Genomic DNA, 26,704 nt, shown 5'->3' with positions numbered 1-26,704 from the left:
ATGGCGCCGCGCGTGGTCGTCTTCAACAACATGATCACACCCTACACCAACCGTCTCTACAACGAGCTGGCCAGCCGCGGGCTGGATCTCGCCGTGCTGTCCTGTACACAGCAGGAGGCCGATCGCTCCTGGGCCGGCTCGTTCACGACGCGCTACATCACGCGCACGGTGCCGGGTGTATCGATTCCGCTGTCGCGGTCGCGTCACACCCATGTCAATATCGGGGTCGGGCGCGCCTTGAATGCGCTCGCGCCCGACCTGCTGTTCGTGAACGGTCTTTATCCCTCGATGCTGGCGGGCGCGGCATGGGCGCGCGCCAACGGCAAGGCGCTCGCGCTGACGATCGACGGCTGGCGCGAGACGATGCCCAACACCGCCTATCACCGTCTGGCGCGACCCTGGCTGCTGCGCCAGTGCGACGCAGTGGTGTGTTGCAGCGACAAGGGCAGGGCGTATTTCCGCGGCGAAGGCGTTCGCGCCGACGATCTGTTCGTGGTGCCGTTGGTGCCGGCATGGGATCCGCCGGCGATTGTGCCGGCATTCGACGACCGTCCATTTCATCTGCTCTGGTGCGCCCGCCTCAATGACGACGCCAAGAACGCGATCTTCTTCGAGAACGTCGCGATCGCGCTTGGCCGGATCGTGCCCGGACTGAAGGTGCGCGTGGTCGGGTCGGGTGCAGCCGAGCGGCGCATGCTGGCGCGGCTCGGCGGTGCCGGCATTGATGTCAGCCACGACCGCTATCTGCCGTGGCAGGCGATATCGGACGCTTTTCTGCAGTCGCGGCTGTTGCTGCTGCCTTCACTGCTAGAACCGTGGGGCCTGGTGTGCAACGAGGCCCTGCAGTGCGGGGTTCCCTGCCTGGTATCGCCCCATGTCGGGGCAGGCGGCGAGTTGGTTTGCGACCGAGATAACGGCTATGTTTGCGCGCTCGATGAACAGGTTTGGGTCGACGCGGCGCGCAGCTTGCTCGAACATCCCGCGCGCTGGGAGGCGATGTCGCGGCAGGCGCGGCAGAGCGTGCGACGCGATGCGCTTGCCGACGCCGCGGCGCGTTTTGCGGCCGCGGTCGATCATCTCTTGAGGGCTCCGGCCCGGCAGGAGACCGTGCAATGATTGGCAGATGGTGGCTGCGAACCGATGTCTTTCTGCACGCCTATCTGGTGATGGTGCTCGGCTGCATCTATTTCCTGTTCAATTTCATCGAGGGCATCTCGTTCGCGGAAAGGGCCGGGGAATCCACGCTGTTCCGCGGCGCCTGGCTGCTGCTCTACATCCTCCTGGTGCTGCACATTGCAATCGATCGGAAGCGCTTCGGCCTGCTGATGCTGCAGTCGCATCTCTATCTGACGTTCATCGCCTTCGCCCTGGTATCACTGGCGCTGAGCGCCGACCCCGCCGGCTCGTCGATCAAGTTCGCGATGTATCTGTTGACCACGATGTTCTCGGCGTGGGTCGTGATCAGCTGCCCGGTCGATCGTCTCGTCGATGCGCTGTTCCGGATCGGGATCGTGGTGCTGATCGTTCACGTCCTGCTGTTTCCGGTGATCGGCTCGCAATGGGATTACGACCCGCTGCATCGGCCGACGGTGCTCGGAACCCAGGCCTATGCCGGCGTGTTCGGTCACAAGAACCTCGCGGGCGCATTCTTCGGTCTCATGGTGCTGATCTGCTTCGTGCGCATGCTGGCAGGACCGCGCCGCCAGTTCGGCTGGACGCTGCTGCTGATGGGATGTCATCTTTTTGCGCTCGCCGCGGCCGGCGCCGCAGGTCCGCTGATCAGCATGTTGACGGCGCTTGCCGTGACCTTCGGGCTCGTGCTCGTGGTGCTCGGGCACAGGGGGGCTGCCTCGATCTATTGGCTTGGCCTCGCTCTTGTTGCGCTTGTCGTGTTCGCCCTGCCGAGCGACGAGTTGTACGGGCTGGTGGGCCGCAGCGGAAACCTGACCGGCCGCTCGTTCCTCTGGTCGGTCTGGCCGCACTTCTTCTGGCAGCACCCCTGGCTCGGCTACGGGTTTTCGGGATTCTTCAACGAACTGCCGAATTCGCCGGTGAACGAGCTGACGAGCATGGCGCCGTGGAATACCGAGTTCGGCTCGTTCGAGAATTCCTATCTTGACGCCTTTCTCCAGTTCGGCCTGCTCGGCGGTGCGCTCTATATGCTGCTGCTGGCGCGCGCATTGTGGAACAGCATCGTCTTCGCGTTCGAGCGGAGAGGGATGTACTGCATGGCACCATTCGCGATGCTGCTGTTCGTCGTGATCGCGTCGGCCAATGACTCCAGCCAGCTGCTGCACAATTATTTCGGCTGCGTGCTGGTGTTCTGGTGCTATTTCGGCCCGGAGGCCAGGCTGCAGATGGCGCCGCGGCGGACATTCAACAAATTGCGGGTGAGTGAGGCGTGAGTGCGTTGACCGACAGGCTGGACCGGGTGGCGGCTCAGACCCGGGTCGCCGGTGCCATGAGCGGATTGCTTCGCCGGCTGCGGCATGCCGGGGGCAATGTCGCGCTTGGCCTGATCGATCAGGCGCTGCTGAGCGGGTCTGCCTTCGTGCTGACGATCGTGCTCGCCAACGTGCTCGACATCAATTCATTCGGCAGGTTCAGCGTCGCCTGGGCATTCTCGATCCTGATCGAGGCGGTGTTTCTGCGCGGCCTGTTCGACGACGGGCTGCCGGCGACCGCGCATCGCATCCCGAAGTCGCTATGGCCGCAGCTGCGGCTCGGCCTCTATCTGTCGTCGCTGCTCGTCTCGGGTGCGCTCGGCCTGCTGCTGGTGGGTGCGGGGCTTGTGATCGCAGCCGTCGGCGGGGACGCCGGCGGGCTCGTGATCGCAACCGGGCTTGCGATCCCGGCGGTTCGCCTGCAGAGCATGTTCCGCCGGATCTGCTATCTCGACGGCAGATTGCCGCGCGCACTGGCGTCCTCGCTGACCTACTGCGTGGCGCTGGTCGTCTCGGCCGGGCTGATGATCGCGCTCAAGCTCGCCGGCGCCGCCGCGGCGATGGCGTGTATCGCGATCTCGGCCGCGCTCGCCGGCAGCCTGCTGCTGGCCCACACCCGCGAGCTGGCCTGGCCGCAAGCCAGAATCTTCCGCGGCTCGCTGCGGCGGCTGTTTCGGAACGGGCGCTGGTTCGTCGCGACCTCGCTCACCTACTGGATCGGCAGCATCGGGCTGATCCCGGTCTGCGGCTTCCTGATCGGGCTGGACGCGAGCGCGTCGCTGCGAATCCTGCTGTTGGTGTTCGCACCGCTCAGCCAATTTTGCGCGACGATGTTCTCGGTTCGCCTGCCGGAAATCGCGGCCGAACTGCGCGCCGGCCGGCGCAGCGCGGTCGCCGCTGCCGCGCGCGAAAATGCCGTGTTGCTCGGATCGATCGCCGCGGCCTATGGGGCGGCGGTCGTGCTGCTCGGCCAGCGCATTCTGGCGCTTGTCATCCACGGACAGAGCTATGAGATCGGTACCGGCAGCCTCGCCTTGATGGGCGCTGCGATGGCGCTCGACGCGGTGTGGCTCGGCCTCGCTCTGCCGCTGTTTGCGACCGGCAAGCCGCAGCGGTTCATGCTGAGCCGGATTGCCGGCCTCGTCGCGCTGTGCTGCGTCCTGCCGTTCGCAGCCGAGGCCTGGCAGGTGATGGGCGCGGTTGCGGCGATGGTGGCCTCCAGCGCGGCGTCGGTGATCACGGTTGTGCTGACCAATTCGGCGCGGGAGCGGACATGACCGACGACGCGCGCGGCGGCTCGCTCGAAAAGCTGCATATCGGCGCCTTCAATTGCGGCATCGACGGCTGGATCAATACCGACATCACGATGCACCTGTGGATCGCGCGGGTGCCGTTCGCGGCGAAAGCGCTACATCTCGCCGGCATGCTGAGCGATGCCCGCTATGCCGAGCATCGCCAAGGCAAGTTTGCCGGACTGCGCCACATGAACCTGACCAAGCCGCTGCCGTTCGCGGATCGCAGCCTCTCGGCGGTGTTCAGCGCGCACGTCTTCGAGCACCTGTTTCCCGACGAGGTCGAGCGGCTGGCGCGCGAGATCGCGCGGGTGCTGGCGCCTGGCGGGGTATGTCGCATCGTCGTCCCCGACATGGAGCGGATCGTCGCGCTCTACGATCCGGCGGCGCCGCTGGCTTTCCTCAAGGGCGTTTTCGAGATCGATCGCCGCAAGGAGGCCGCCTTCGCGCATCACTGGGGCTTTACCCGCGCCTCGCTCGCCGCGCTATTCCGCAACGCCGGCTGTTCGGAAACCTACACCCGTGCCTATCGCGAGGGGGTCTGTCCCGACATCGACCGGCTCGACAACCGGCCGGACGAGTCGATCTTCTTCGAGGCCATCAAGTGAGCGCGACAGGAAAATCGATGCATCGTAGCGTGAGGGATCGCGCATGCCGTGCTAGACCGGACCGACCGGTAGCAGGAGACTGACCTTGCTGGGTGCGATTCAAGCCCGATTTTCCAATGCAGCGCGCCAGCGGCGCGGCGAATTCCTCGTTCGCACCGTGAACCTGCCGCTTGATGCGAAAATCCTCGATCTTGGCGGCGGCACCGGCCGCCACATTCGCGCGATCCTGCCGCGCCATACCGACATCACGGTCTGCGACATATCTGCCGATGATTTGAAGGCCGCGCGCGAGCACTTTGGATTCAAGACGGTCCTGCTCCGGGAGACCGAGCGCCTGCCGTTCGACGATCAGGCGTTCGACTTCTGCTTCTGCTCGTCGGTGATCGAACATGTCACCGGGCCGAAGCAGGATGTCGTGACGATCGAGGACGAAGCGGCGTTTCAGAGCATCGCGCGCGCGCATCAGAACCGTTTTGCGGGCGAGATCTCGCGGGTCGCAAAGTCCTTCTACGTGCAGACGCCGTACCGGTACTTTCCGATCGAAAGCCATACCTGGCTGCCGGGCATCATCGTCTTGCTGCCGAGGCGGCTGCAGATCGCGCTGATCGAGCGATTCAATCGCTTCTGGTTCAAGCGCACCGCGCCCGACTGGCATCTGTTCGACTGGCGCGAGATGACCGAAACGTTTCCGGACGCGAAGATCTATCGCGAACGCTATCTCGGCATGACCAAATCGCTGATGGCGATCAAGGCCTGAGGCAGCTATCCGCCTGCGACGTCAATCGTCGCGCCGGGCCAGGATGTTGATCAGCGTGCCCACTGCGGGCTGGCGATCGAGCGCCGGCGGCAGCGGGGAGCCGGCAAAGCTGCTCCCCAGCATCGTGAGGCCATGTTGCCGAAGCAGACCCTGCATGGCCGCCGGCGAGGTGTCGAATTTGGAGAACGCGAGATAGCGAAACAGCGGCCGCGCCGATACGCGTGAAGAGGCCGCATGCGCGAGCTTGTAGCTCCGGCGCAGCAGCGATCCGCGGTTTGGGATCGAGAGCAGCAACAGCCCGCCGGGCATGAGCACGCGATGCATCTCGGCGAGGCACTGCGCCACGTCGGGAACATATTCCAGCACGCTCGCGCACAGCGCGCCGTCGAAGGATCTATCGGGAAACGGCAGGCTTGCGATGGTCGGAATCTGCTGGAATGTGAGCCGTGCGGCGAGCGTGCCGTCGGCGCCGCGGCCGCGAGCCGCCGCAATCATCTCCGATGAGGCGTCGACGCCGGTGACGTCGCAGCCGCGCCCGGCGAGCAGGCGGGACAGCGTTCCAGTGCCGCAACCGGCGTCGAGCCAGCGCTGCCCATTGAGGTCTGCGTTCCCGAGCAGGCCGAACATCGCGGCCGTCCGCGCCCTGAAGGTGCGGCTCTGATGCAGCGTCTCCCACCCCGACGAAATCTCGTCGTGAAAGCGGATTTCGGGTCGCTCGCGGATCCGGCCCGTGGTGGCCATGATATTCCCTACCAGTGGAAGCCGCTCACTTTGGCGCGCACCTGCTCGGGCAATCCGATCTCCGACAGTTCGAGCACGACCTGGTCGGGACGGGTCGCCGTCAGCGCCGCAACGAAGCGCGGATCCGCCGTCGTCAGCACAATAATGTCGGCCCACTCGATGGTTGCCGTCACGTCGTCGTTCAACAGGCCGACCAGCTCCGGATTGCGCATCAGGAAATCCCGGTTGGCGCCGATCAGTTGCGAGAGCTGCACATTGGGGTCGTAGATCCGGATGTCGCGCCGTTCGCCGCGCAGGCTCTTCACCAGCCTCACGAAGGGGCTGTCGCGGACGTCGTCGGTGCCGGCCTTGAAGCTGACGCCGAGGAACGCGATGCGGCGGCCCTCATGCGACAGGATCCAGTCGGCGCCGCGCGACATGATCATGTCATTGCTCGGCAGGATGCTCTCGAGCACCGGCGTCGACAGTCCGCGGCTGTGTGCCAAGTGTTTCAGCGCCTTGACGTCCTTGGGCAGGCAGGAGCCGCCGAACGCAAAGCCCGGCCGCAAATAGGCCGGCGAGATGTTGAGCCTTGTGTCCTGCATGAAGATGTTCATGACGTCGCGCCCGTCGATGCCGAGCGTCTTCGCGATCGTGCCGATCTCGTTGGCAAAGCTGACCTTGAGCGCATGCCAGCTGTTGTCGACATATTTCACCAGTTCCGCGGTCTCGACCGGCGGCGTGATCTTGGCGCCCGGCAGGTCCTTGTAGAGCGCCATGACGCGGTCGGCGGTTTCCTGATTGAAAGCGCCGACCACGGTCTTGGACGGCGCGTTGAAATCCGCAATCGCGCTGCCCTCGCGCAGGAACTCGGGATTGAACGCAAGGTCGAAATCGCGTCCGATCCTGTTGCCGGAGGCTTCCTCGATCAGCGGCCCGACGGTGCCGCGGGTGGTGCCAGGCAGCACGGTGGAGCGGATCGTCACGGTGTGCGGCGCGTTCTTGGCGCGCAGTCCGCGGCCGATCTCGATCGCGACCTGTCGGATCGCGGTCAGGTCGAGGTTGCCGTTGCCGGACGAGGGTGTGCCGACGCAGACCATCGATATGTCGCTGTTGACGATCGCTTCGGTGGCGTCGGTAGTCGCGGTCAGCTGACCGGTTGCCACCGCGCGCGCCACCTTGTCCGAGATGCCCGGCTCGACGACCGGCGACCTGCCTCCGCGGATCAGGTCGACCTTCGCAACGCTCTTGTCGACGCCGATGATCTGGTGGCCGAGCTCGGTGAAGCAGGCGGCGCACACCGTTCCGACATAGCCGAGGCCGAAAATGCTGACGTTCATGCTTCGACCTTTAACAATCCAGGACGTGCGGCGTGGCCGCAGCCGCGTCGCGTTTGACGTGAGTGAGGTGGCTGCGCGTTCAAGACGATGCCCGTCCGGAGGCTGCGTTCGCGCTGGAAGGTTGCGAGGTCGGCCGCTCGGCGGGTGCATGCGCGCGCGGTGCGCGGTTCTGCGCGGGGACCTTCCCGGCGAACAACGCCTCATAGGCCGCGAGCAGCTTCGGCTCCTCATGTGTCCACGAGAGCGCGCGCTCGACGCGGTTGCGGCCAAATGCCCCCATCGTCTGCCGCAATGCCGGATCTTCGATCAACGTAATGATCTTGCTGGCGAAATTCCTCGGATCGTTCTTCGCGGCATAGAGCGAGGCGTCGAGCGCCGAGCGGCGGCCTTCGCGAACGTCGAACTGAACGATCGGCCGTCCGAGCGCCATGTATTCCATGATCTTGTTCATGGTGGAGATGTCGTTCATCGGCGTGACGCGGTCCGGATTGACGCAGACGTCAGCGGTCGAGAGCATCGTGAACAGCGCGTCATCCGCGATGGCGCCGGTGAAGTTCACGTAGTCGGAGAGCTGCATCTCCTCGCAGAGCTTGACCACGGCATTCCACTCTGGCCCGGTGCCAGCGATGTTGAACTGGATGTCGGTGCGGCCGAGATCGTGCACGATGTGGCCGATCGACTGCAGCAGAAGATCGATGCCTTCCGATTGGCCGATCACGCCGACATAGCCGACGCTGTAGCGCCGGCCACGACGCCAGGCCGGATCGGCCGGCGGCGAGCGCACCCGGTCGAGATTGGGGCCGGACCGCACCACGAAAACCCGGCTGGCCGGCATGCCGCCGCGCGTGATCGCGATCTCGCGATAGGATTCGTTGGTCGCGATCGAGATGCTCGCCGTCTTGAAGGTGAGATATTCGACCAGCCGCAGCAGCTGCCAGAAGAAGTCCCTGCGGCCGAATTTCGCCTCGTAGAGCTCGGGATTGACGTCGTGATGATCGAACACGAAGCGCTTGCCGCCGAGTTTGAACAACAGGCCGATCAGGAAGATCAGGTCGGGCGGATTGCAGCCCTGGATCACGTCGAAGCCGTGCTTCCACGCCACCTTGATCGCGAGCAGCGTTTCCCAGAACAGCGCGACCGGATATTCGATCAGGTAGGCGGCGATCCCGCGCGCTTCCACGGGCATCGGATGGCGATAAATGTGAATGCCTTCGAGGCATTCGTAGGATTCGTCATGGCCGCGGCCCTTCGGGCAGATCACAGAAACTTCATAGCCCGCCTTGCGCAGCGACGTTGCTTCGCACCACACCCTGCGATCGAAAGGAACCGGAAGGTTCTCGACGATGAACAGGATCCGTCGCGGTGATGGTTCAGCTCTCGACATCTGAGATGATCTATACCATTGACCTAACAACATCACAATCCGACTAACATCGGCATTAACATGCGCGGCTTCCACTATGCAATCCCGGCACCGATGTGACGGCGACGAGACAGGGACATGGCAGGCAGAGTGAGGGTTTGGGGCCAACGGGCATTGATTGCGCTGGTTTTGAGCGCGGTGCTGCCGCTGGCCTACAAATGGCCGCTGCAGTGGAATGGTTCGACGTCAAGCGATGCGCTGAGTGCGAGCCGCGTGAATGCGGTGATCCCGCCGGCGCTGTTCGGCATGACGATCAACGCAATCGGGCAGTCGCAGCCAAAGTCGCAGCCCTGGCCGGAGCTCAAATTCGACGGCGTTCGGCTATGGGGCGCGATCTACTGGGCACAGATCAACCCGGCGCCCGGCATCTACAATTGGGCGCGCTTCGATGCCATCCTGGCGGCGGCCGAGCGAGAACACGTCGAGATCGTTCTCAATCTCGCCTATACGCCGCGCTGGGCCGCGTCGGTGAAGGATGCGCCGCCGGCGTTCACGCCCGGTGCAAGCTCACCGCCGGCCGATCTCGCGTCATGGGACGACTGGGTGCGCGCGGCCGTGGCGCGCGCCGCCGGCCGCATCAAATACTGGGAAATCTGGAACGAGCCCGAGGATCCCAAATATTACTCGGGCGATATCGCGACCATGGTCCAGCTGCAGAAGCGGGCCTACGAGATCATTAAAGCCAGCGATCCCACCTTGACCGTGCTGACACCGCCGTCCAACGGCACGCCGGACGGATATCGCTGGCAACAGGCCTTCATGGCGCAAGGCGGCGGACAATATGCCGATGTGTTCGCCTTTCACGGCTATACGAGCGAACCCGAGGCGGTGATTGGAATCATTGCGCGCTTCAGGAAAATCCTCGCCGCGCACGACCTGTCCGCGAGGCCGATCTGGGACACCGAGGCCGGCTGGTCGTCCTATGAGGACAATCCGGACGGGTGTCTGGCGCGCGCCTACATCCTGAAATGGATCAGCGGCGTCGACCGGTTCTATTGGTACGAGTTTGCCGGAGGCGGCAGCGACTTTGGAAAATTATGGGACCCGGCACGCGGGCTGCTTCCGAGCGGAATTGCCTACCGCACGATCCAGTCCTGGTTGGTCGGTGCAAGCGTCGTGGCGGCAGGCAGGACGTCGCCGTCGACCTGGCGCGTCGAGCTTCGCATGCCGGATGGCCGCAACGGCTTGATCCTCTGGACCACCAAAGGCCGGTCCGTTTATCGGGTCGACCCGCGCTTCAGCCTTTACCAGGGCCTCGACGGCGGCGAAGGGCCTGTCGCCAACGGCGAGGTCGAGATCTCGCCAAAACCGGTCCTGTTGCTGGAATGATAACAATGTTAAGTCTCCGGCAATGAGACAATTATGACGATGATCCTGGCTTCATTGCGGGCGGCAGGCGCGATACAAGGAGCGCTGTTAACTTGAGGCGATTGACCGACCGTGAAGCAGATCGCGCAGAACTATAAGAGCGGCGAGCTCAAGCTGATCGATGTGCCGGCGCCGCGCTGCCGCCCCGGCGGGGTTTTGGTGCGCACGGCGTTCTCGGCGGTGTCGACCGGCACCGAGATGATGAAGTTCACCGAAGGTCGCCTGTCGCTGCTCGGCAAGGCGCGCGCGCGACCTGACCAGGTTGCCAAGGTGGTGCGTTCGGTCCGTCAGCAGGGGTTGGCTGCGACCTATCAGAAGGTGATGAACCGCCTCGATTCCTACACGCCGCTCGGCTACTCGCTGTCGGGCACCGTCGTGGAGGTGGGCGAGGGCGTCGGCGGCTTCTCGGTCGGACAGCGTGTCTGCTGCGGCGGCAATCAATATGCAACCCACGCCGAATATAATTGGGTGCCGGTGAACCTCTGCGTGCCGCTGCCGGACAGCGCTGCGCTGGACCAGGCCGCATTCACCACGATCGCCTCGATCGCGCTGCAGGCGATGCGCCAGTCGGAGATCCGTTTCGGCGAGACCGCCTGCGTGATCGGCCTTGGCCTGATCGGGCAGATCATGGTGCGGTTGCTGCGCAGCGCCGGTGTCGTGGTCGTCGGGCTCGACAGGCTGGAGGCGCGATGCCGGCAGGCGGAGGCTGCTGGCGCCGCGGTCTGTGCCGTCGCATCGGATGATGCCGCGGCCGAATTCCGCGCACGGATCGACCAGCTGACCGCAGGCAACGGCGTCGATTGCGTGTTCATCACCGCAGGCAGCGACGATCCCGATCTCGCGTCGCGTTCGGCGGCGCTGCTGCGCGACCGCGGCCGCATTGTCGATATCGGCAAATGCACGTTGAACCTGCCGTGGAACGAATTCTACGACAAGGAGCTCGACGTGCGCTTCTCGCGCTCCTACGGCCCCGGCCGCTACGATCCGCTCTATGAGGAGGGCGGCATCGATTATCCGATCGGTCATGTGCGCTGGACCGAGAAGCGCAATATGGAGGCGATCGTCGCGCTGCTCGCCGACGGGCGGCTCGATTTTTCCTCGCTGATTTCCGAAACGGTGCCGCTGGAGCAGGCGACGTCGGCGTTCGAGCGCATGAGCCGTGGCGAGGTCGGTCTCGGCATGGTGTTCGCCTATCCGGACGCCGCTCCCCGCGCGATGCAGATGACCTATCGTCCGGCGGTTGCCCTGCGCAGCGGCCGGGTGCGGCTCGGCGTCATCGGCGCCGGCAATTATGCCTCCAGCATGCTGTTGCCGCAGCTTGCGAGCAACCAGCGCGTCGATCTCGTCGAGGTCGCCACCAATACCGGCCTGAGCGGCGCCACGGCAGTCCGCAAGTTCGGCTTCGCGCGTGCCTCGACGGATGCGGCCTCGGTGCTCGGCGCCGACGACATCGATGCCGTGCTGATCGCAACGCGCCATGCCTCCCATGCCGACCTCGCGACGCAGGCGCTGCGCGCCGGCAAGGCGGTGTTTGTCGAGAAGCCCTTGGCGATCGATACAAGCTCGCTCGATCGATTGGAGCAGGTGATCCGGGAAACCGGCAACAGCCGGCTGATGGTCGGCTTCAACCGCCGCTTTTCGCCGCTGCTGCAGGGCATGCGCGCGGCATTCGCGCCGGCAGGACCGCAGACCCTGCAATATCGCGTCATCGCCGGGCCGCTGGAGAAATCGTCCTGGTATCTGCAGGCCGAGAGCGAAGGCAGCCGCTTCGTCGGCGAGGGCGGCCATTTCATCGACGTGTTGTGCTGGTGGCTCGGCGCCGAGCCGGTGCGTGTCTCCGCGAGCACGGCGGGCAAGGACGTCGACAATCTCGTCGCCACCTTCGATTTTGCCGACGGTTCGGTCGCGAGTCTCAGCTATCTCACCGGCGGCGATCCGCGGGTGCCGAAGGAAGCGCTCGAGATATCGGCAAGCACGGGTTTTGCCGCCTTCGACAATTTCTCGGGCTTCGAGGTCTGGCACGCCGGACAGCGCACGGCGAAGACAGCGCGGCTCGACAAGGGCCAGCGGCCGATGCTGGATGCCTTCATCGCAGCGGTCGCATCGGGAGCCGCGATGCCGATCGCGCTCGACTCGCTGCTGGCGACCACGCGCGCAACGCTTGCCGTGCAGGAAAGCGCGGCCGCCGGGATGCCGATCGATCTGACGGCCGGCGCGGCAGAGCAGGGCGTCGCGCACGCCTCGACGGCGTGAGATGAATCCGGCCTGGTATCTGCGCAGGCTGCAGCGCATGGAGCCGTCCGAGCTTGCGGGGCGGGTGAACGACCAGGTGCTGCATTTGCTCTGGCGGATCACTCCGCCGGATATCGCGCGGCGTGCCGGCGCCAGGCTCGCTGCCGGCCCGCGGCAGCCGCGCCTGAAGCCGCTGCCTTCGCGGGCCAGCGCTCCGCAACAGGCCGCCGAACGGCTGATCCAGAGCGCCGACCGGATTCTCGTAGGGCACTGGCGGATTTTCGCCAGGGATCATGGGGCCCTCGGCGAATGGCCCGACTGGTTCGTCGATATCAGAAGCGGCAAGCGGGCGCCGGCCGGCGTGCACGCATTCGCGGTTCCCTATCGTGACGAAACCGCGGTCGGAAACATCAAATACATCTGGGAGCCGTCGCGTCATCACCATCTCACGGTGCTCGCGGCCGCGTATTACCTGAGTTCCGACGAGCGCTACGCCGTGCGCGCGGCCGAGCATCTGGTGAGCTGGTGGCGCGAAAATCCGTTCCCGCGCGGCCCGCACTGGATCAGCGGCATCGAGCTTGGCGTGCGGTTGATCTCATGGGCCTGGGTGCGCCAGCTGCTGCAGAACTGGCCCGGCGCTGCCGCGCTGTTCGAGGACAACGAACTGTTCCTGACGCAGATTTATGCGCATCAATACTGGCTGTCGCAGTTCCCAAGCCGTGGCTCCTCGGCCAACAACCACCTCATCGCGGAGGCTGCCGGGCAGTTCGTGGCGGCTTGCGTGTTTCCGTTCTTCCAGGACAGTGCGCGATGGCGCGAGCAATCGGCCGCCACACTGGCGCACGAAGCCGTTGCGCAGACGCTTGCCTGCGGCAGCAACAGCGAGCTCGCGACCGATTATCATGGCTTTGTTCTCGAACTGCTGCTGGCGGCGGCAGTGCAGGGCGAGTCCTCCGGACATCCGCTTGGCGATGCGGTGTGGACCACGATGTGCCGCATGAGCGACGTCATTGCTGCGATGCTGGACGATCGCGGTCATCCGCCGCGGCAGGGCGATGGCGACGACGGCATCGGCCTGTTGCTCGACGATCACGCCGGCAATCGCTGGCTCGGCTTGCTCGCCAGCGGCGCGCGCCTGTTCGGCGCTCTGCCATGGTGGCCCACATCGCCGGAGCCCGATCTGCGCAGCTTTGTGCTCACCGACGGCATCGAGGCCCGAGCGATCGCCGGGCGGCCCAAGCGCCGCCCGCATCTGCTCGAGGGGGCGGGACAGACCTTTCTGATCGATTCCGACCGCGCGGTGTGGTGCCGCTGTGACCATGGCCCGCATGGCTTCGGCCGCATTGCCGCCCACGCCCATGCGGACGCGTTGTCGCTCGAATGCAGGATCGGCGGTGTGGAGATCCTCGCCGACCCCGGCACCTATTGCTACCATGGCGATCCGCGATGGCGGGCCTACTTCCGCTCCACGCTGGCGCACAACACGCTGTGCCTGTTCGCGCGCGACCAGTCAGTGTCGGGCGGGCCGTTTCTCTGGACATGGCATGCGCAGAGCCGGCTTGTCGCCGCCAGCGGTCTGGACGATCGCGATGCGGATGCGAGCTGGGTCGCGGAGCATTCGGGATATCGCGACGAAGCAGGTGTCGTGCATCGCCGCTCGGCGCAATTGCAGCGTCAGGCGGCGCGGCTCGTCGTCACCGATACCGTGCTTGCTGATGAAGCGCTTGCGGTGCCGGCGAGCCTCAGCTGGCATCTCGGTCCCGAGGTCGAATGCAGGCTCGAAGGGCACAGGGCGCAGCTCGCATGGCCCGGCGGGCGCGGCGAGCTCGATCTGCCGGCGGCCCTCAGCTGGGTGCCGTATCGGGGTGACGAGACCATGCCGGCCGGCTGGTATTCGCCGTCCTTCGATCTCAAGGTGCCGGCGACGACCTTGATCGGCTGCGGTACGCTCGCGGGCGGGCAAAACCTGGTGACCGAGCTGCGCTGGTTTTCAGACCCGGCCGGATCATGAAGATCCTGGTCGCTCACAACAGGTATCAGGGACGCGGCGGCGAGGATGTCGTGTTTGAAGCGGAAGTCGACCTGCTGCGCGCCGCAGGACACAGCGTTGAAACGCTCACGGTCAGCAACGCGGCGATCAATTCGCTCCCCGCGCGCATCACGACCACGCTGTCGATCGCCGATAATGCGGAGGGAAAGCGGGTCGTGGCGGAAGCGATCGACCGCTTACGCCCCGACGTTGTGCACGTCCACAATTTCTTCCCGCTGCTGTCGCCCGCCGTGTTCGATCTCTGCCGGCAAAAGTGCGTGCCCGCGGTGGCGACCCTGCACAATTATCGCAGCATCTGCACCGGCGGCATGCTGCTGCGCGACGGCCGCATCTGCCACAAGTGCCTCGATCGCGGACACCTCTGGGGCGTCGTGCACCGCTGCTACCGCGGATCGCTTCCGGGCTCGATCGCCTCGGCCTACATGATCGCGCAGCACCAGCGCCGTGGCACCTGGACGCGTCCCGGCCTGCGCCTGATCGCGCTGACGCAGTTCGCCAAAACCCTGTTCACGCAGGCCGGCTTCGACGCCGATCGGATCGACGTGAAACCGAATTTCATGGTCGATCCGGGGGCGCCCGATGCAGCCACGCCGCGCAGCGGGCTACTCTATGTTGGACGGCTGAGCCGCGAGAAGGGCGTCGGCGTGCTGCTCGAGGCCGTTGCGGGGACCGGCGTGCCCTTGCGCGTCGTGGGCGAGGGGCCGGAGCGTGCTGCGTTGGAGGCTCGGGCTTCCGATCATGTCACCTTCCTGGGCGGGCTCTCGCGCGATGAGGTGCTGCGGGAAATGGCGAATGCCCGGGCATTGGTGGTGCCGTCGCTATGGTACGAAGGATTTCCGATTGTCGTGGTCGAGGCCTTCGCGTGCGGCACGCCGGTCATCGCCTCCGAGATCGGCGGACTTGCCGAGGTGGTGAGCGCCGGCAAGACCGGCGCGCTGGTGCCGCCGGGCGACGCGGCCACGCTCCGAAATCGGATCAGTGAGGTTCTCGGCGCCGCCGAACTGACCGCCGCATGGGGACGGGCCGCACGAGCCGCCTATCTCGAGCGCTACGCGCCGGACGAGAACCGCCGGCTGCTCGAGGCCATCTACGCGCGGGCCGCCGGGGGATGATCGCCGCAGGTCGGCGCTCTGCCCGCGATCGGGCATCGCCGGTTCCATGCCGGCGTTGCTAACATATTGCGGCAAATCTGGTGTTAATTTGTTACAGCAGGGTGTCTGAGCGGCATCGCGCCAGGTTTTTGATCTTGCGGTCGAACGGCGCTGATTCTGCGGGTGATTCCGTGGATCTCGCTTGATCGAGCCCGCAAACTGCTGCCAAGGGGCGCTATAACACTGGCCGGTGGGGCGCCGGCTGCGAAGTTTGACGCTTTTTTGCAAAACGTCTCATGCGATGCAGAAATATTTTTTTCAGATCAGAAAATCGCGTCGAAGCGCTCACGGCATCAGCGAAATTCTGCGCTCCCGCGGTATCCGGGGGCCCCGTGAAACCCCGTATAATCGCTACCCTTTTTTGCGTCGCGGCTAACATTGGCGATGGGCGTGCGTTGAATGTTATGGTGCATTCGAAGTAGTGCTAAGTCCCGCATAAATCTCAGGGAACCAGGTGTTAACAGCGCATTGCTGATTGACACTCCGGCCTAACGGTCTTAACAATGGACTTAACAAGTTCGTAACCTGGGTCCACATTTGAGTTGCGTCGCAACAAACCAGTTGTGAATCAACAGCTTATGTGTGGGCGAGCGGCTTGAATCCTCGTATCCCAAGCAGGGGCTACATCGATGGCGACTTACAATCTAGACCAGACGGACCTCAAACACGCGATCAACGGAACGATCGATCACTCGACCCAGCAACAGATTCTTGACTATCTGATCAACGCGGGGATCGGATATACCAGCCCGGATAACGGCGCGACGATTCCGGTGCAGGAAGGGGCTGGGATCACCAACCCGGATCCGAACGCCAATGTTCTGATCGAAACCAACCCGATTAACACCGTTAACACTGACGCCAACCTGAAGGCGATCATCGAGGACACCAACAAGGACGTCACGCTGACGGTGAACGGCAGCACCCCGGTGCTGGTCGCGACCGGCCACGGCAACGATCAGGTGTTCATCAACAATACCGGCGACACGACGGTTCTCACCGGCTCCGGCAACGACACGATCTTCGGCGGTGCCGGTCACGACTCGATCGATGCCGGCTCCGGCAACGACGTGCTGGTCGACAACGTCTCCGGTCACAGCACGCTGGATGGCGGCAAGGGCAACGATCTGCTGTTCGGCTCCGGTGCCGACACCCTGAACGGTGGCTCCGGCAACGACACGCTCTACGGCGGCAGCTCGTCGCAGTTGAGTGGCGGTGACGGCAAGGACGTGCTGGTGTCCGGCAGCACCGCCGGCAATTCCAGCACGCTGGATGGCGGCAAGGGCAACGATGCGCTGTACGGTGGTGCGGGCAACGACAGCCTGGATGGCGGCGCCGGCAACGACTCGCTGTATGGCGGCTCCGGGGTCGACACGCTGCATGGCGGCAACGGCAATGACCTCCTTGTCGGCGGTGCTCAGACTGCTGCTGAGTTCGGCGGCAACGGCAAGGACGTGCTCTACTCGGGCAGCGATGCGTCGCACGCGACCTCGCTCGATGGCGGTGCCGGCAACGACTCGCTCTATGGCGGTGCCGGCAACGACACGCTGCATGGCGGTTCCGGCAACGATACGCTGGTCGCCGGCTCCGGCACGCAGACGCTGATCGGCGGCGACGGCAAGGACTCGTTCGTCGGCTCCGACACCGGTACGGCTTCGATGGTCGGCGGCTCCGGTCAGGACTACTTCTACCTGAACAACGCCACCAGCAGCGACACCATCGATGGCGGTGGCGGCAACAAGGACTCCCTGACCTTCCTGGATCACGCTTCGACCGACGTGAGCAACATCAGCTCTGGATCGAACGGTTCTATGGACATCACCTTCAGCAATGGTCAGGTGACCCAGATCAGCAACATCGAATACCTGATCTTCAACGATGGTAACTCGACCAAGCTGTAAGATCCTAGGTCTGCACTAAGCGAAAGCGCCGCCCCAACCGAGGTTGAGGCGGCGCTTTTTTTCTTTGATCGCCGGCATGGCCGTCAGGAATGGGTAATTGAAATTGAACAATCGAATACGCCGCCGTTGATGATCATGACGCACCTGCGATGCGTTCGACGGCTCGCCTCAAGGGGAAGCGCATGCGCGCATTCCGATTGGAACTTTGTCGGCCGATTCGCGTCGGATGCATCGAATCAATCACAAGTTCCGCCCGGGGCATTTCCGTCAATGGATGTTATAAGTTAGTTCGTCACATTCGGACCACGTAGCTTTTGTAAAGCCGTGCCGCTCGCTTGACACAACGGAGCTGCGCCCGATGGCTATCTGCCGCCCTGGCACCTTTGTTCAAGACGAACGATCGCTGCAGAACCCAGCCGCTTAACGAACTCGCGGAGCTCTCGAATTGGCCAAGAAAAAAATGCTGAATGCCGGCGCTGGATCGACGGTTACCAAGCGCATCCAGCCGCTCCTGACATCGCATGAATGGGACGAGATTCGATTGGACGTCGACGGCGGCGTGAGCCCCGACGTCGTCGGGTCGATTACCGATCTTGCCCGGTTGTTCCCGGCGGCCTCGTTCGACGCGATCTGGTGTTCTCATGTCATGGAGCATCTCTACGCCCATGAGGTTCACCCCACATTCGTCCAGTTCCGCCAAGTCCTCAAGCCGGACGGATTCGCGTTGATCATGTCTCCCGACCTCGAGGCGGTCGCGCAGCACATGTTGACGCGCGGCCTCGGCGCGATCGCTTACGTCTCGCCGGCCGGTCCGATCCGGCCATTGGACATGATCTACGGGCATTCCGGCGCGATCGAACAGGGGCGCTATCACATGGCGCACAAGACCGGCTTTTCGACCGAGCGGATGGGAAACCTGCTGCTCAGCGCCGGCTTTCCGACGGTTTCCGTTCGAAGCGGGAATTTTGAGATCTGTGCATTGGCACTGATGCCGGAGGCCAGGGATGAGCGGATCAGGCCGCAGCTGGAGGCCTGCGGATTCGACTTCCAGGAGACGGTGACCGCCGACTCGTGATTTGTCGATGTTAAACAATGTTATAAGGTTCCCTGGTTAAATCGCGCAAGAACGTCTCGAAATTGGCTTCGCGGCCTGCCGTGAAACATATCTTTTTCGAGTGACGCGCTGAAAATGCTGCGTTAGCGAACTAACAGTGATACGTTATATCTCGCTGGGACCGGACCTTGCGCAGTCGAAACTTCGAGGCATCCATGACCAAACACCTCTCGCTCGTCGGCGCACCTTCGGTGGAGGCGCTGCCACCTTCGGGCCTCGCTTGTCTCGTCATCGTGGCAAGGCAGCATGGCTTGCATCTGACCCCGTCCCAGCTGATCCACGACAACCTCCTGGGCGATCAGGAAGTCACGCTGGCCGAGCTTTTGAAGTGTGCGAATTCCTCGGGCATGACGGCAAAGGCCGTCACGCTGGACTGGAAGGGTCTGAGCCATCTCAAGAGGGCGCTGCCGGCCATCGTTCGGCTGCGCGACGGCAGCCACATGGTGCTGCTGCGCCTCGAAGGCGACGAGAACAGCTCCCGGGTGGTCCTGCAGGATCCGAACGCGAGCGAGGACGCGCTGCTCGTCATCGATCAGCCGCGCTTTGAGGACATCTGGTCGGGCGACGTCGTCATGGCCAAGCGCGACTATGAGATTTCCGACGAGACGCAGCCGTTCAGCTTCGGCTTTGTCACCGCATTGTTGTTCCGCGAACGGCGCATCCTGCGCGACGTCGCGATTGCGGCGCTGATCCTGGGCTTCATGGGCCTGGCACCGATCATGTTCTGGCGGCTGCTCTCGGACAAGGTTATCTTCTACAAGGCCTACAACACGTTCTATGTGCTGTGTACTGCGATGCTCGTGGTCATCGTGTTCGAGGCGGCATTCTCGTTCCTGCGGCAGTATCTGGTTCAGCGTTTGACGGCACGCCTCGACGTCAAACTGTCGACCTACGTGTTCGAGAAGGTGCTCAATCTGCCGATCGACTACTTCGAGCAGAATCCCGTCGGCCTGATTTCCCGGGATATCCGCGAAGTATTTCGAATTCGCGGCTTTCTGACCGGGCAGTTGTTCGGGACCATTCTCGATTCGACGACGCTGTTCTTCTTCCTGCCCGTCATGTTCTTCTTCAGCCCGCTCATGACGCTGATGGTTCTTGCCTTTGCTGCGATGATCGTGACCTGGCTGATCGTGATGCTGCCCGCCTATCGGAAGAAGTCCTCGGCAACCCTGGCGGCCGAAGGGGCACAGGGAGCGTTTCTGATCCAGAGCCTGAACGGCATGCGGACCATCAAATCGCTGGCGCTCGATGCGCGCCAGCGCCACATGTGGGACGTGCTGGTGGCGCGCGTCGCCAAGGCGCGGCTTGCGGAAGGCATGACCGGAACCGCCATCCAGACGCTGGTGAAGCCGTTGGAGCGGCTGGCGGTGAGTGCTCCCTATGCGTTCGGCGTCTACATGGCCGTGTCGAGTGGCGATCCGGTCTATGTTGGCGCGCTGTTTGCCTTTCTGATGCTGTCGCAGCGCGTTGCCGGCCCCCTGATGCAGATGGCCCAGCTCATCAACCAATATGACGAGGCGCGCACCGCGGTCACGATCGTCGGCAGGCTGGTGAATCAGCCGGCCGAGGAGGGACGCTCCGGCCATGGTGTGAGGGTCCCGCTGAAGGGGCTGGTCGAATTCTCCGGCGTCACGTTCAAGTACAAGGGCGCGGTGTCGCCGGCGCTCAACAATATTTCCTTCGAGATTCCGCTCGGTACGACGCTGGGCGTGATGGGCAAGAGCGGCTCGGGCAAGACGACGATCACGCGGCTATTGCAGCGCCTGCACTCCGACTATGGTGGGCTGATCAAGGTCGACGGGATCGATGTCCGCGAATACGATGTCGACCATCTCCGGCGCAACGTCGGCGTCGTGCTGCAGGAGAACTTTCTGTTCAGCGGCACGATCCGCGAGAATATTGCGGCCGCAAAGCCCGATGCGACCTTCGACGATATCGTCAGGGCGGCGCGATTGGCCGGTGCCGAGGAATTCATCGACAAGCTGCCGCGAGGCTACGAGACCTATATCTACGAGGGATCCACGAATCTTTCCGGCGGCCAGCGCCAGCGCCTCGCGATCGCGCGAGCGCTGATCGTCAATCCGCCGATTCTGATCCTGGACGAAGCGACCAGCGCGCTCGATGCGGAGAGCGAGACGATCGTGAACGCGAATATTTCGCGGATTGCCCATGGCCGCACGCTGATCATCATCTCGCACCGTCTGTCGTCGCTGACGAAGGCCGACGCGATCCTCGTTCTCAACCGCGGCGTCGTCGACGATATCGGTCGTCATGAGGAACTTCTTGAACGGAACGACATCTACAGCTCGCTCTGGTACCAGCAGAACACTCACCTTGCGCCGGCGGGCCGCAACGAAAAGAATTTCAGGAGTCCGACCCTTGTCTCCTAATCAAGCTTCGCTCGCGACCGTTCGCCAGTTCCAGTCCGAGACCGATGCGATCCGCGAGGCCGCCGAGCCGTTGCTGGCCCGCGCAACGCTGTTCGTCCTGGTGGGGTTCCTCGCCGCCGTCGTGGCGATCATGTGCTTCACGCGCGTCGATCGCGTGATCACGAGCGTGGGCGGCAAGATCGTTCCCGTCGATCAGATCAACGTCCTGCAGGCTTTGGACGCGTCCATCATCAAGACGATCGATGTTCGGGAAGGTCAGCAGGTTGAGACGGGACAATTGCTCGCGACCCTGGACTCGACGTTCACGGCTGCCGATGTCACGCAGTACAAGCTGCAGGTTGCGAGCCTTGAGGCGCAGGTCGCCCGGGACGAGGCCGAATTGTCCGGAAAGCCGTTGTCGTACGGTCAATCCAACGATCCTGATGTCACCAGGTACAACTCCTTGCAAAAGGCGCTCTACGACCAGCGCGTCGCGCAGTACCACGCACAGGTGAACAGCTACGATTCCAAGATCAGCCAAACCGAAGCGACGATCCAGAAGTCGAAGAAGGACGACGAGCGGTACAGTCAGCGTGCCGAGATCGCCGGCAAGATCGAGGACATGCGCTCGACGCTCGCCGAAAGCGGCAGCGGGTCCAAGCTGAACCTGTATCTTTCGCAGGACACGCGCCTGGAGCTGTTGCGTCAGATCGACAACACGCACAACACTTTGCTGGAAGCGCAGCACCAGCTGGATTCCTTGAAGGCGGATCGCAACGCCTTCACCGAGCAGTGGAACGCGCAGCTGAGCCAGGATCTGGTCACGACACGCAACAACCTTGATACGGCCCGCTCACAGTATGACAAGGCGATCAAGCATCAGGACCTCGTGCGGTGGACGGCTGCCGAGCCATCGGTCGTCTTGACCCTCGCCAAGCTCTCGGTCGGGTCCGTGCTGAAGCCGGGTGATCCCTTCATCACGCTGATGCCGCTCAAGACGCGGCTCGAGGCCGAGATCCAGATCCTGTCGCGCGACGTCGGCTTCGTCCGGCCCAACGACCCCTGCACGATGAAGGTCGATGCGTTCAACGCGGCGGAGCACGGTACGGCCGAAGGCAAGATTCGCTGGATCAGCGAAGGCGCCTTCACGAACGACGATGATGGAAAGCCTGTCGACGCCTTCTATAAGGCGCGGTGTTCGGTCGACCAGACCAACTTCAAGGATGTTCCGAAGACCTTCCGCCTCATCCCCGGCATGACGCTGCAAGGTGATGTCAATGTCGGCACCCGCTCGGTGGCGATGTATCTGCTCGGCGGCATGCTGCGCAGCGCAAAAGAAGCAATGCGCGAGCCATGACGGTATCGACGCGTTCCCTTCTCGACTTGCTGCGCCCCGGCTCGTCCCGTTCAGACTCGAAGCCGTTTGAACGGGGGCTGGAGGCGTACGAGAACCAGCAATATCTCGAGGCGTTGCGGTTTTGGCGGCTCGCCTCGCAAGCCGGCGATCCGGAGGCGGATTACCGGATCGGGCTGCTCTATGCGCGGAACGAGGGCGTTATCGGCAGCCTTCCGGATGCGGTCGCGTGGTACGAACGCGCCGCCCTGAAGGGACATACCGAAGCCCAATTCCAGCTTGGCTTGATCTACTTCAACGGCGTCAACGCCACGGTTGGACCGAACAGGCCAGAGATGTGGCGGCAATCCACTGCGGCGCGTCTGGGCGACAAGGCAGTCAACCTCCACGATCTGGTTTTCCCGAACGGAATCGGCGTGCCCAGGGATATCGACGCCGCGTTCCTCTGGTTATCGGTGGCGGCGGAGGCCGGCAAAGCGGAGGCGCAAGCGATCCTTGGCGATATGTACGCCAACGGGCAAGGCTGCACGAAAGATCACGCTGCCGCCCTGCGCTGGTACGAGGCCGCGGCCGAGCAGAAGGCGGCGGCCGGTGAGTTCGCGCTTGGCGATGTGTATTATCAGGGGCGGGGCGTTCCCGTCGATTTCGCGCAGGCCGCGATCTGGTATCACAAGGCCGCGGAACAGGGACATGTGCGCGCACAGGTTGCGCTCGCTTTCATGTGCCTCAAGGGCACCGGGCTTCCCCAAAATGTCGAGGAAGCCGCGCGACTGTTCCAGAGCGCCGCTGCCCATGACGATACGATCGCGCTCTACAACATTGCACTGCTGCGGTTGAGCGGCAAAGGGGCTGTCAAGGATCTCGACAGGGCCGAGACCGCATTGCGCAAGGCGGCGCGGAAGGACTACCTGCCGGCGATCCAGGCGCTGGCTGAGTTCTATGCGCTCGGAACTGCCGCCGAGCCGGATCTGCGCGAGGCGGCATATTGGTACGAGAAGGCGGCCGAGCGCGGCGATACGCAGGCGCAGTTCCTGACCGGACGCTTCTATGCCACCGGCACCGGCGTTCCGCCCAGCATCCGCCAGGCTGCGAAATGGTTCGAGCGTGCGGCGGAGGGCGGCCATGCCACGGCGGCCCACAACATTGCGGTGTTCTATCTCAATGGCAGGGGCGTGGCGCGCGACGTCGCCACTGCGATCAAGTGGTTCGAGCGCGCGTCCGAGGGAGGCATTAGCGCCGCAGGCGTGCAGCTCGGCCGGCTCTACTCGGCGGGCAACGGCGTGCCGCGCGATCAAGTGCGCGCGGCGGAGTGGCTCAGCAAGGCGGCCGACGGCGGCGATGCCGATGCGAAGACGGCCTATGCGATGTTTCTTATCCAGGATGAACCGTCCGCGGAGCGTCTTGCGCAGGCACGTGCGCTGCTGACCGACGCTGCCGAGGCCGGCCATCCGGCCGCGGCATTTCAGCTGGGCGGCCTTCACATGGGAAGATCCGGCGGCGCCGTCGACGTTCCGGCCGCAGCCCAATGGTTCAAACGCGCGGCGAGCGCCGGCCACGTCGAGGCCCAGCACACATTGGCGCTACTGTATTCCGATCCCAAGAGCGGCCTCAAGGATCCGCAGGCCGCCGCCGGCTGGATCGTCAAGGCCGCGGACGGCGGCAACGCTGCGGCGCAGTTCAAGCTTGCGGTGATGTATTGCACCGGACAAGGCGTCGAGCAGGACCTCGCCAACGGCGTCACGTGGTACGAGGCGGCGGCGCGCCAGGGCCATACGACGGCGCAATACAACCTTGCCGTGATGCTGGGCCGGGGACAGGGCCGCGATGCCGATCCGGCGAAGGCGGCCGAATGGTTCGAGGCCGCTGCGAAGCAGGGCATGATCGAAGCCCAACTCGCAATTGGCGATGCGCTGCGCGCCGGCAACGGCGTCGCACAGGATCGCGATCAGGCGCTGTACTGGTATCGACAAGCGGCGCAGCAGAACAACGAAGGCGCGCGACGTCGTCTGCAGGCAATGGGCGAGAGCGTTGGCTGAGATTGTTGGAGGCGGCATCGCGTCGCGCGCAGGCAACGGCAGAGATGATGGACAGCTTTGTTTTTGAGCGCGAAGGCACGGAAGCGGGCAAGTCCGCGTGACAATCTAGGCAGAACTAACAATGGTTTTCACATCGACGACAGAGAGATTGCGCTAATGTTGCGTTCGCGGAAGAAATGTTCATTGTACCTCTGGTTGTGTGGAGATGATCGATAAGGATCAAGAGGTCACGATCCGGGCATGTTAGGCAGCGTGATCTCGGGATCGAACTTCCGCGCGACCGGGAAAGAGAAACTGGACCCGGCGCTGAGCGTTGGCAGGAGATTGAGTGGCAATGAACAAGATGGTCGAACGGAGCGTCAGGGATACAAAGGATATGTTGCCCGTTGCCAGTCCGGTTCAGCAGGACGACCATCCGCAGAGCCTGTTCCTGGATCCCGACGTAGGCGATCTCCAGTCAGGATCGCGTCTGCGCGGCGCGATACTGGAGTATTCGGGGCGTGGGATTTCGGGTTGGATTGTCGATGCCCAGTCGCCCGCTTCAACCGTTTCGATCGCGCTTTTTGTCGGTTCCCACTGTGTCGAGGAGGGACGGACGGGCCGATCTATGCCGGCCCGCGTAGGTCCGCGGAGCGTGATCGGGCGTCCCGGATTTCGTATCGATCTATCCGCGCCGGGAGTGCGCCGTCGCTTGGCGCGCGCCCTGAGAAACGCGCTTGTGGAGCCTAAGCGTGCGCAGATCTATCTGCGTATCAGCCTGAATGATGGCGAGTACTACGAAATACCCCTGTTCGAGAACTATACGCCAGGCGAATTGATCGTCGCGCTGGGGTTCTCGACCGCGGACTACGACGACCTGTTGTTTCCGAGCAACAACAGGATCGTTGCTGGACTGGCGGACGCGCCTCCCAAGGAGGTGCGCTACATTTGCTTCTACCTACCGCAATTCCATTCATTTGATGAAAATGACAGGTGGTGGGGGCCAGGGTTTACCGAGTGGACCAACGTCGCGCGCATGCGTGCCCAGTTTCCGGCACACGAGTCCCCATGGTTGCCGGCCGATCTTGGATTCTATGACGTCCGGCTGCCGGAAACGCGTCGTCAGCAGGGCGAACTGGCGCGCCAGTACGGCATCGATGGATTTTGCTACTACGTCTATTGGTTCCAGGGCCGAAGGTTATTGGAAAAGCCGCTTCAGCTGCTGCTCGAGGACGGCGAGCCGAACCTGCCTTTCTGCATTTGCTGGGCAAACGAGAATTGGTCTCGTCGGTGGGACGGCTCGGACGCTGAGCTTCTGTTGGGACAAAACCACTCCCTGGACGACGATGTCCGCTTTATCGACGACATGGCCGACCTGCTGCTCGATGAGCGCTACATAACTGTCGACGGTCGAAAGGTCATCGTCATCTACAGGCCGTCATTGTTGCCGGACAAGCAGCGCTTGTTCGAGATTTGGCGCGAGCGAGCCAGAGAACTCGGAATCGGCGAGCTTCTCATTTGCAATGCGATGACGTTCGGAGAGTTCGATCCGCGCGACGTCAATTGCGACGCGGCAATCGAGTTTCCTCCGCACACGGTCTCGACAAGGGAGGTGCCGCCGACCGAAGTCGATGCACCGCCGACCTTCGCTGGAAAGGTGTACGACTATGTCGACGCCATGCGATCGTCGATCGGCAAGATCTACGACTTCCCGTTCTTTCCTGCGGTGATGCCGCGTTGGGACAATACGCCTCGCAAGGGGCCGCGCGGTCACGTCTTTACCAGGTCCAGTCCGGAGGCGTTTGAGGTTTGGCTTCGCGATGCAACCCTGCGTGCCAAGGGCAACAGCTTTTCCGAATCATTGGTGTTTATCAATTCCTGGAACGAGTGGGCGGAAGGTGCGCATCTCGAGCCGGATTCGCGCCATGGACGGGCGTTTCTCGAGGTCGTGCGAAGGGTCGCTTCGGCTGAGCCCATTTCGGCCCAGATTCGAAATAGCCCGGATTTGCTGGATTGCCTGAGTAGGCAGGAGCTCGAGTGGGCGGTAAAAGAAGCCTCGACGCATGTCGAAGTGCTCGCAAGCCTGCACCGGTCGGGCCTCACCCATTCGGGGGTGCAGCGCGTAAGAAGCGGCACGCCAGTGGAGGCAGAAGGCGCGTCCGGTAATCCGGCAGGTTCGTTGCTGGTGATCGAGAACATCAATTCTCAAACCGGCGAACGGGTGATTGTCGATCCGCGCTATGAGATATTGGTGCGGGGATGGATTTGCGCGGGCAACGCCTTTGAGGCCAGCCGACAGAGAACGGGATTCCTGGTCCTGTCGGGGCTTACTCCGGATGGCGCAGCAAACGGCGGCTATTGCCTGATCGTAGATTGGCACGAGCGCGTGGACGTGAAGGAGTATATGAAGGCCGAGAGCAAGGACTGCTATTTCGGTTTCCAGCTGTCCTTCTCGATTCGAGATTTGCCGGATGGTGAATATCAACTCGCGGTTCTGGAGGTCGGCGACGGGACTAGTGCACTCGTGCGGTCTCGCCACTCGATCATCGTGAGACGTTGAGGTCGC

The 26,704-nt window shown here is 63.5% G+C and carries 18 protein-coding genes; 15 read left to right on the top strand and 3 right to left on the bottom strand.

Translation table 11 applies throughout. The annotated features are described in order from the left end of the window. The 5 genes from ACVWZM_RS04325 (at position 1) to ACVWZM_RS04305 (ending at position 5,101) form a co-directional block, all read left to right on the top strand. On the top strand, positions 1-1,116 hold the full coding sequence (locus tag ACVWZM_RS04325) for a glycosyltransferase family 4 protein (protein WP_456852096.1): 1,116 nt from the start codon (positions 1-3) through the stop codon (positions 1,114-1,116). Next, positions 1,113-2,405, top strand: coding sequence for an O-antigen ligase family protein (locus ACVWZM_RS04320; protein WP_456852094.1), 1,293 nt, complete (start codon positions 1,113-1,115; stop codon positions 2,403-2,405). The genes ACVWZM_RS04325 and ACVWZM_RS04320 overlap by 4 nt, the downstream gene beginning before the upstream one ends. Beyond that, positions 2,402-3,721, top strand: a complete 1,320-nt coding sequence (locus ACVWZM_RS04315; RefSeq protein ID WP_456852092.1) for a polysaccharide transporter — start codon at positions 2,402-2,404, stop codon at positions 3,719-3,721. Before ACVWZM_RS04320 ends, ACVWZM_RS04315 begins: the two co-directional genes overlap by 4 nt. Then, complete coding sequence (locus tag ACVWZM_RS04310) at positions 3,718-4,344, top strand: class I SAM-dependent methyltransferase (protein ID WP_057020219.1); 627 nt, start codon at positions 3,718-3,720, stop codon at positions 4,342-4,344. Before ACVWZM_RS04315 ends, ACVWZM_RS04310 begins: the two co-directional genes overlap by 4 nt. An 85-nt stretch (positions 4,345-4,429) precedes the next feature. After that, positions 4,430-5,101 (top strand): class I SAM-dependent methyltransferase, encoded by a 672-nt coding sequence (locus ACVWZM_RS04305; RefSeq protein WP_456852090.1) that lies wholly within the window; start codon positions 4,430-4,432, stop codon positions 5,099-5,101. A gap of 21 nt (positions 5,102-5,122) precedes the next feature. Here ACVWZM_RS04305 and ACVWZM_RS04300 read toward each other — a convergent pair whose 3' ends face one another. From ACVWZM_RS04300 to ACVWZM_RS04290, 3 genes are all read right to left on the bottom strand, one after another. Then, positions 5,123-5,842 carry a class I SAM-dependent methyltransferase gene (locus ACVWZM_RS04300; protein ID WP_456852088.1) on the bottom strand — a complete coding sequence of 240 codons (720 nt, stop codon included), beginning with the start codon at positions 5,840-5,842 and terminating at the stop codon, positions 5,123-5,125. Positions 5,843-5,850: 8 nt separating this feature from the next. Beyond that, on the bottom strand, positions 5,851-7,161 hold the full coding sequence (locus ACVWZM_RS04295; protein ID WP_456852086.1) for a nucleotide sugar dehydrogenase: 1,311 nt from the start codon (positions 7,159-7,161) through the stop codon (positions 5,851-5,853). Between the two features lie 79 nt (positions 7,162-7,240). After that, the gene (locus ACVWZM_RS04290) at positions 7,241-8,545 is read right to left on the bottom strand and encodes a glycosyltransferase family 4 protein (RefSeq protein ID WP_456852084.1); all 1,305 of its coding nucleotides are present in this window, start codon (positions 8,543-8,545) and stop codon (positions 7,241-7,243) included. A gap of 117 nt (positions 8,546-8,662) precedes the next feature. Between ACVWZM_RS04290 and ACVWZM_RS04285 the strand changes: the two genes are divergently transcribed. The 10 genes from ACVWZM_RS04285 (at position 8,663) to ACVWZM_RS04240 (ending at position 26,698) form a co-directional block, all read left to right on the top strand. Beyond that, entirely contained in the window at positions 8,663-9,913 is a 1,251-nt protein-coding gene (locus ACVWZM_RS04285; protein ID WP_456852082.1) for a glycosyl hydrolase, read from the top strand. Positions 9,914-10,024: 111 nt separating this feature from the next. Beyond that, on the top strand, positions 10,025-12,205 hold the full coding sequence (locus tag ACVWZM_RS04280; protein ID WP_456852080.1) for a bi-domain-containing oxidoreductase: 2,181 nt from the start codon (positions 10,025-10,027) through the stop codon (positions 12,203-12,205). A gap of 1 nt (position 12,206) precedes the next feature. Then, entirely contained in the window at positions 12,207-14,195 is a 1,989-nt protein-coding gene (locus tag ACVWZM_RS04275; RefSeq protein ID WP_456852078.1) for an alginate lyase family protein, read from the top strand. Continuing rightward, positions 14,192-15,346: a glycosyltransferase gene (locus ACVWZM_RS04270; RefSeq protein ID WP_057020227.1), complete on the top strand. Its 1,155-nt coding sequence runs from the start codon at positions 14,192-14,194 to the stop codon at positions 15,344-15,346. The genes ACVWZM_RS04275 and ACVWZM_RS04270 overlap by 4 nt, the downstream gene beginning before the upstream one ends. Positions 15,347-16,014: 668 nt before the next feature. Then, positions 16,015-17,286, top strand: coding sequence for a calcium-binding protein (locus tag ACVWZM_RS04265; RefSeq protein WP_076833253.1), 1,272 nt, complete (start codon positions 16,015-16,017; stop codon positions 17,284-17,286). A 460-nt stretch (positions 17,287-17,746) separates the two neighbouring features. Then, complete coding sequence (locus ACVWZM_RS04260) at positions 17,747-18,361, top strand: class I SAM-dependent methyltransferase (RefSeq protein ID WP_057020229.1); 615 nt, start codon at positions 17,747-17,749, stop codon at positions 18,359-18,361. Between the two features lie 194 nt (positions 18,362-18,555). Next, complete coding sequence (locus ACVWZM_RS04255) at positions 18,556-20,790, top strand: peptidase domain-containing ABC transporter (protein ID WP_057020230.1); 2,235 nt, start codon at positions 18,556-18,558, stop codon at positions 20,788-20,790. Beyond that, on the top strand, positions 20,780-22,126 hold the full coding sequence (locus ACVWZM_RS04250; protein ID WP_076833256.1) for an HlyD family type I secretion periplasmic adaptor subunit: 1,347 nt from the start codon (positions 20,780-20,782) through the stop codon (positions 22,124-22,126). Before ACVWZM_RS04255 ends, ACVWZM_RS04250 begins: the two co-directional genes overlap by 11 nt. Further along, positions 22,123-24,159, top strand: coding sequence for a tetratricopeptide repeat protein (locus tag ACVWZM_RS04245; protein WP_229190042.1), 2,037 nt, complete (start codon positions 22,123-22,125; stop codon positions 24,157-24,159). Before ACVWZM_RS04250 ends, ACVWZM_RS04245 begins: the two co-directional genes overlap by 4 nt. Before the next feature lie 334 nt (positions 24,160-24,493). Continuing rightward, complete coding sequence (locus ACVWZM_RS04240) at positions 24,494-26,698, top strand: glycosyltransferase WbsX family protein (protein WP_168856485.1); 2,205 nt, start codon at positions 24,494-24,496, stop codon at positions 26,696-26,698. Positions 26,699-26,704: the final 6 nt, after the last annotated feature.

Source organism: Bradyrhizobium sp. USDA 4501 (genome assembly GCF_054062115.1).
The sequence above is the reverse complement of the archived record's forward strand: the minus strand, read 5'-3'. Positions and strand labels throughout refer to the sequence as shown.

Bases quoted from the DNA above. Each gene is read 5' to 3' on its own strand.
- ACVWZM_RS04325 (WP_456852096.1), top strand. From the start codon at position 1: ATGGCGCCGCGCGTGGTCGTCTTCAACAACATGATCACACCCTACACC.
- ACVWZM_RS04320 (WP_456852094.1), top strand. From the start codon at position 1,113: ATGATTGGCAGATGGTGGCTGCGAACCGATGTCTTTCTGCACGCCTAT.
- ACVWZM_RS04310 (WP_057020219.1), top strand. From the start codon at position 3,718: ATGACCGACGACGCGCGCGGCGGCTCGCTCGAAAAGCTGCATATCGGC.
- ACVWZM_RS04300 (WP_456852088.1), bottom strand. From the start codon at position 5,842: ATGGCCACCACGGGCCGGATCCGCGAGCGACCCGAAATCCGCTTTCAC.
- ACVWZM_RS04295 (WP_456852086.1), bottom strand. From the start codon at position 7,161: ATGAACGTCAGCATTTTCGGCCTCGGCTATGTCGGAACGGTGTGCGCC.
- ACVWZM_RS04290 (WP_456852084.1), bottom strand. From the start codon at position 8,545: ATGTCGAGAGCTGAACCATCACCGCGACGGATCCTGTTCATCGTCGAG.
- ACVWZM_RS04285 (WP_456852082.1), top strand. From the start codon at position 8,663: ATGGCAGGCAGAGTGAGGGTTTGGGGCCAACGGGCATTGATTGCGCTG.
- ACVWZM_RS04275 (WP_456852078.1), top strand. From the start codon at position 12,207: ATGAATCCGGCCTGGTATCTGCGCAGGCTGCAGCGCATGGAGCCGTCC.
- ACVWZM_RS04270 (WP_057020227.1), top strand. From the start codon at position 14,192: ATGAAGATCCTGGTCGCTCACAACAGGTATCAGGGACGCGGCGGCGAG.
- ACVWZM_RS04265 (WP_076833253.1), top strand. From the start codon at position 16,015: ATGGCGACTTACAATCTAGACCAGACGGACCTCAAACACGCGATCAAC.
- ACVWZM_RS04260 (WP_057020229.1), top strand. From the start codon at position 17,747: ATGCTGAATGCCGGCGCTGGATCGACGGTTACCAAGCGCATCCAGCCG.
- ACVWZM_RS04255 (WP_057020230.1), top strand. From the start codon at position 18,556: ATGACCAAACACCTCTCGCTCGTCGGCGCACCTTCGGTGGAGGCGCTG.
- ACVWZM_RS04245 (WP_229190042.1), top strand. From the start codon at position 22,123: ATGACGGTATCGACGCGTTCCCTTCTCGACTTGCTGCGCCCCGGCTCG.
- ACVWZM_RS04240 (WP_168856485.1), top strand. From the start codon at position 24,494: ATGAACAAGATGGTCGAACGGAGCGTCAGGGATACAAAGGATATGTTG.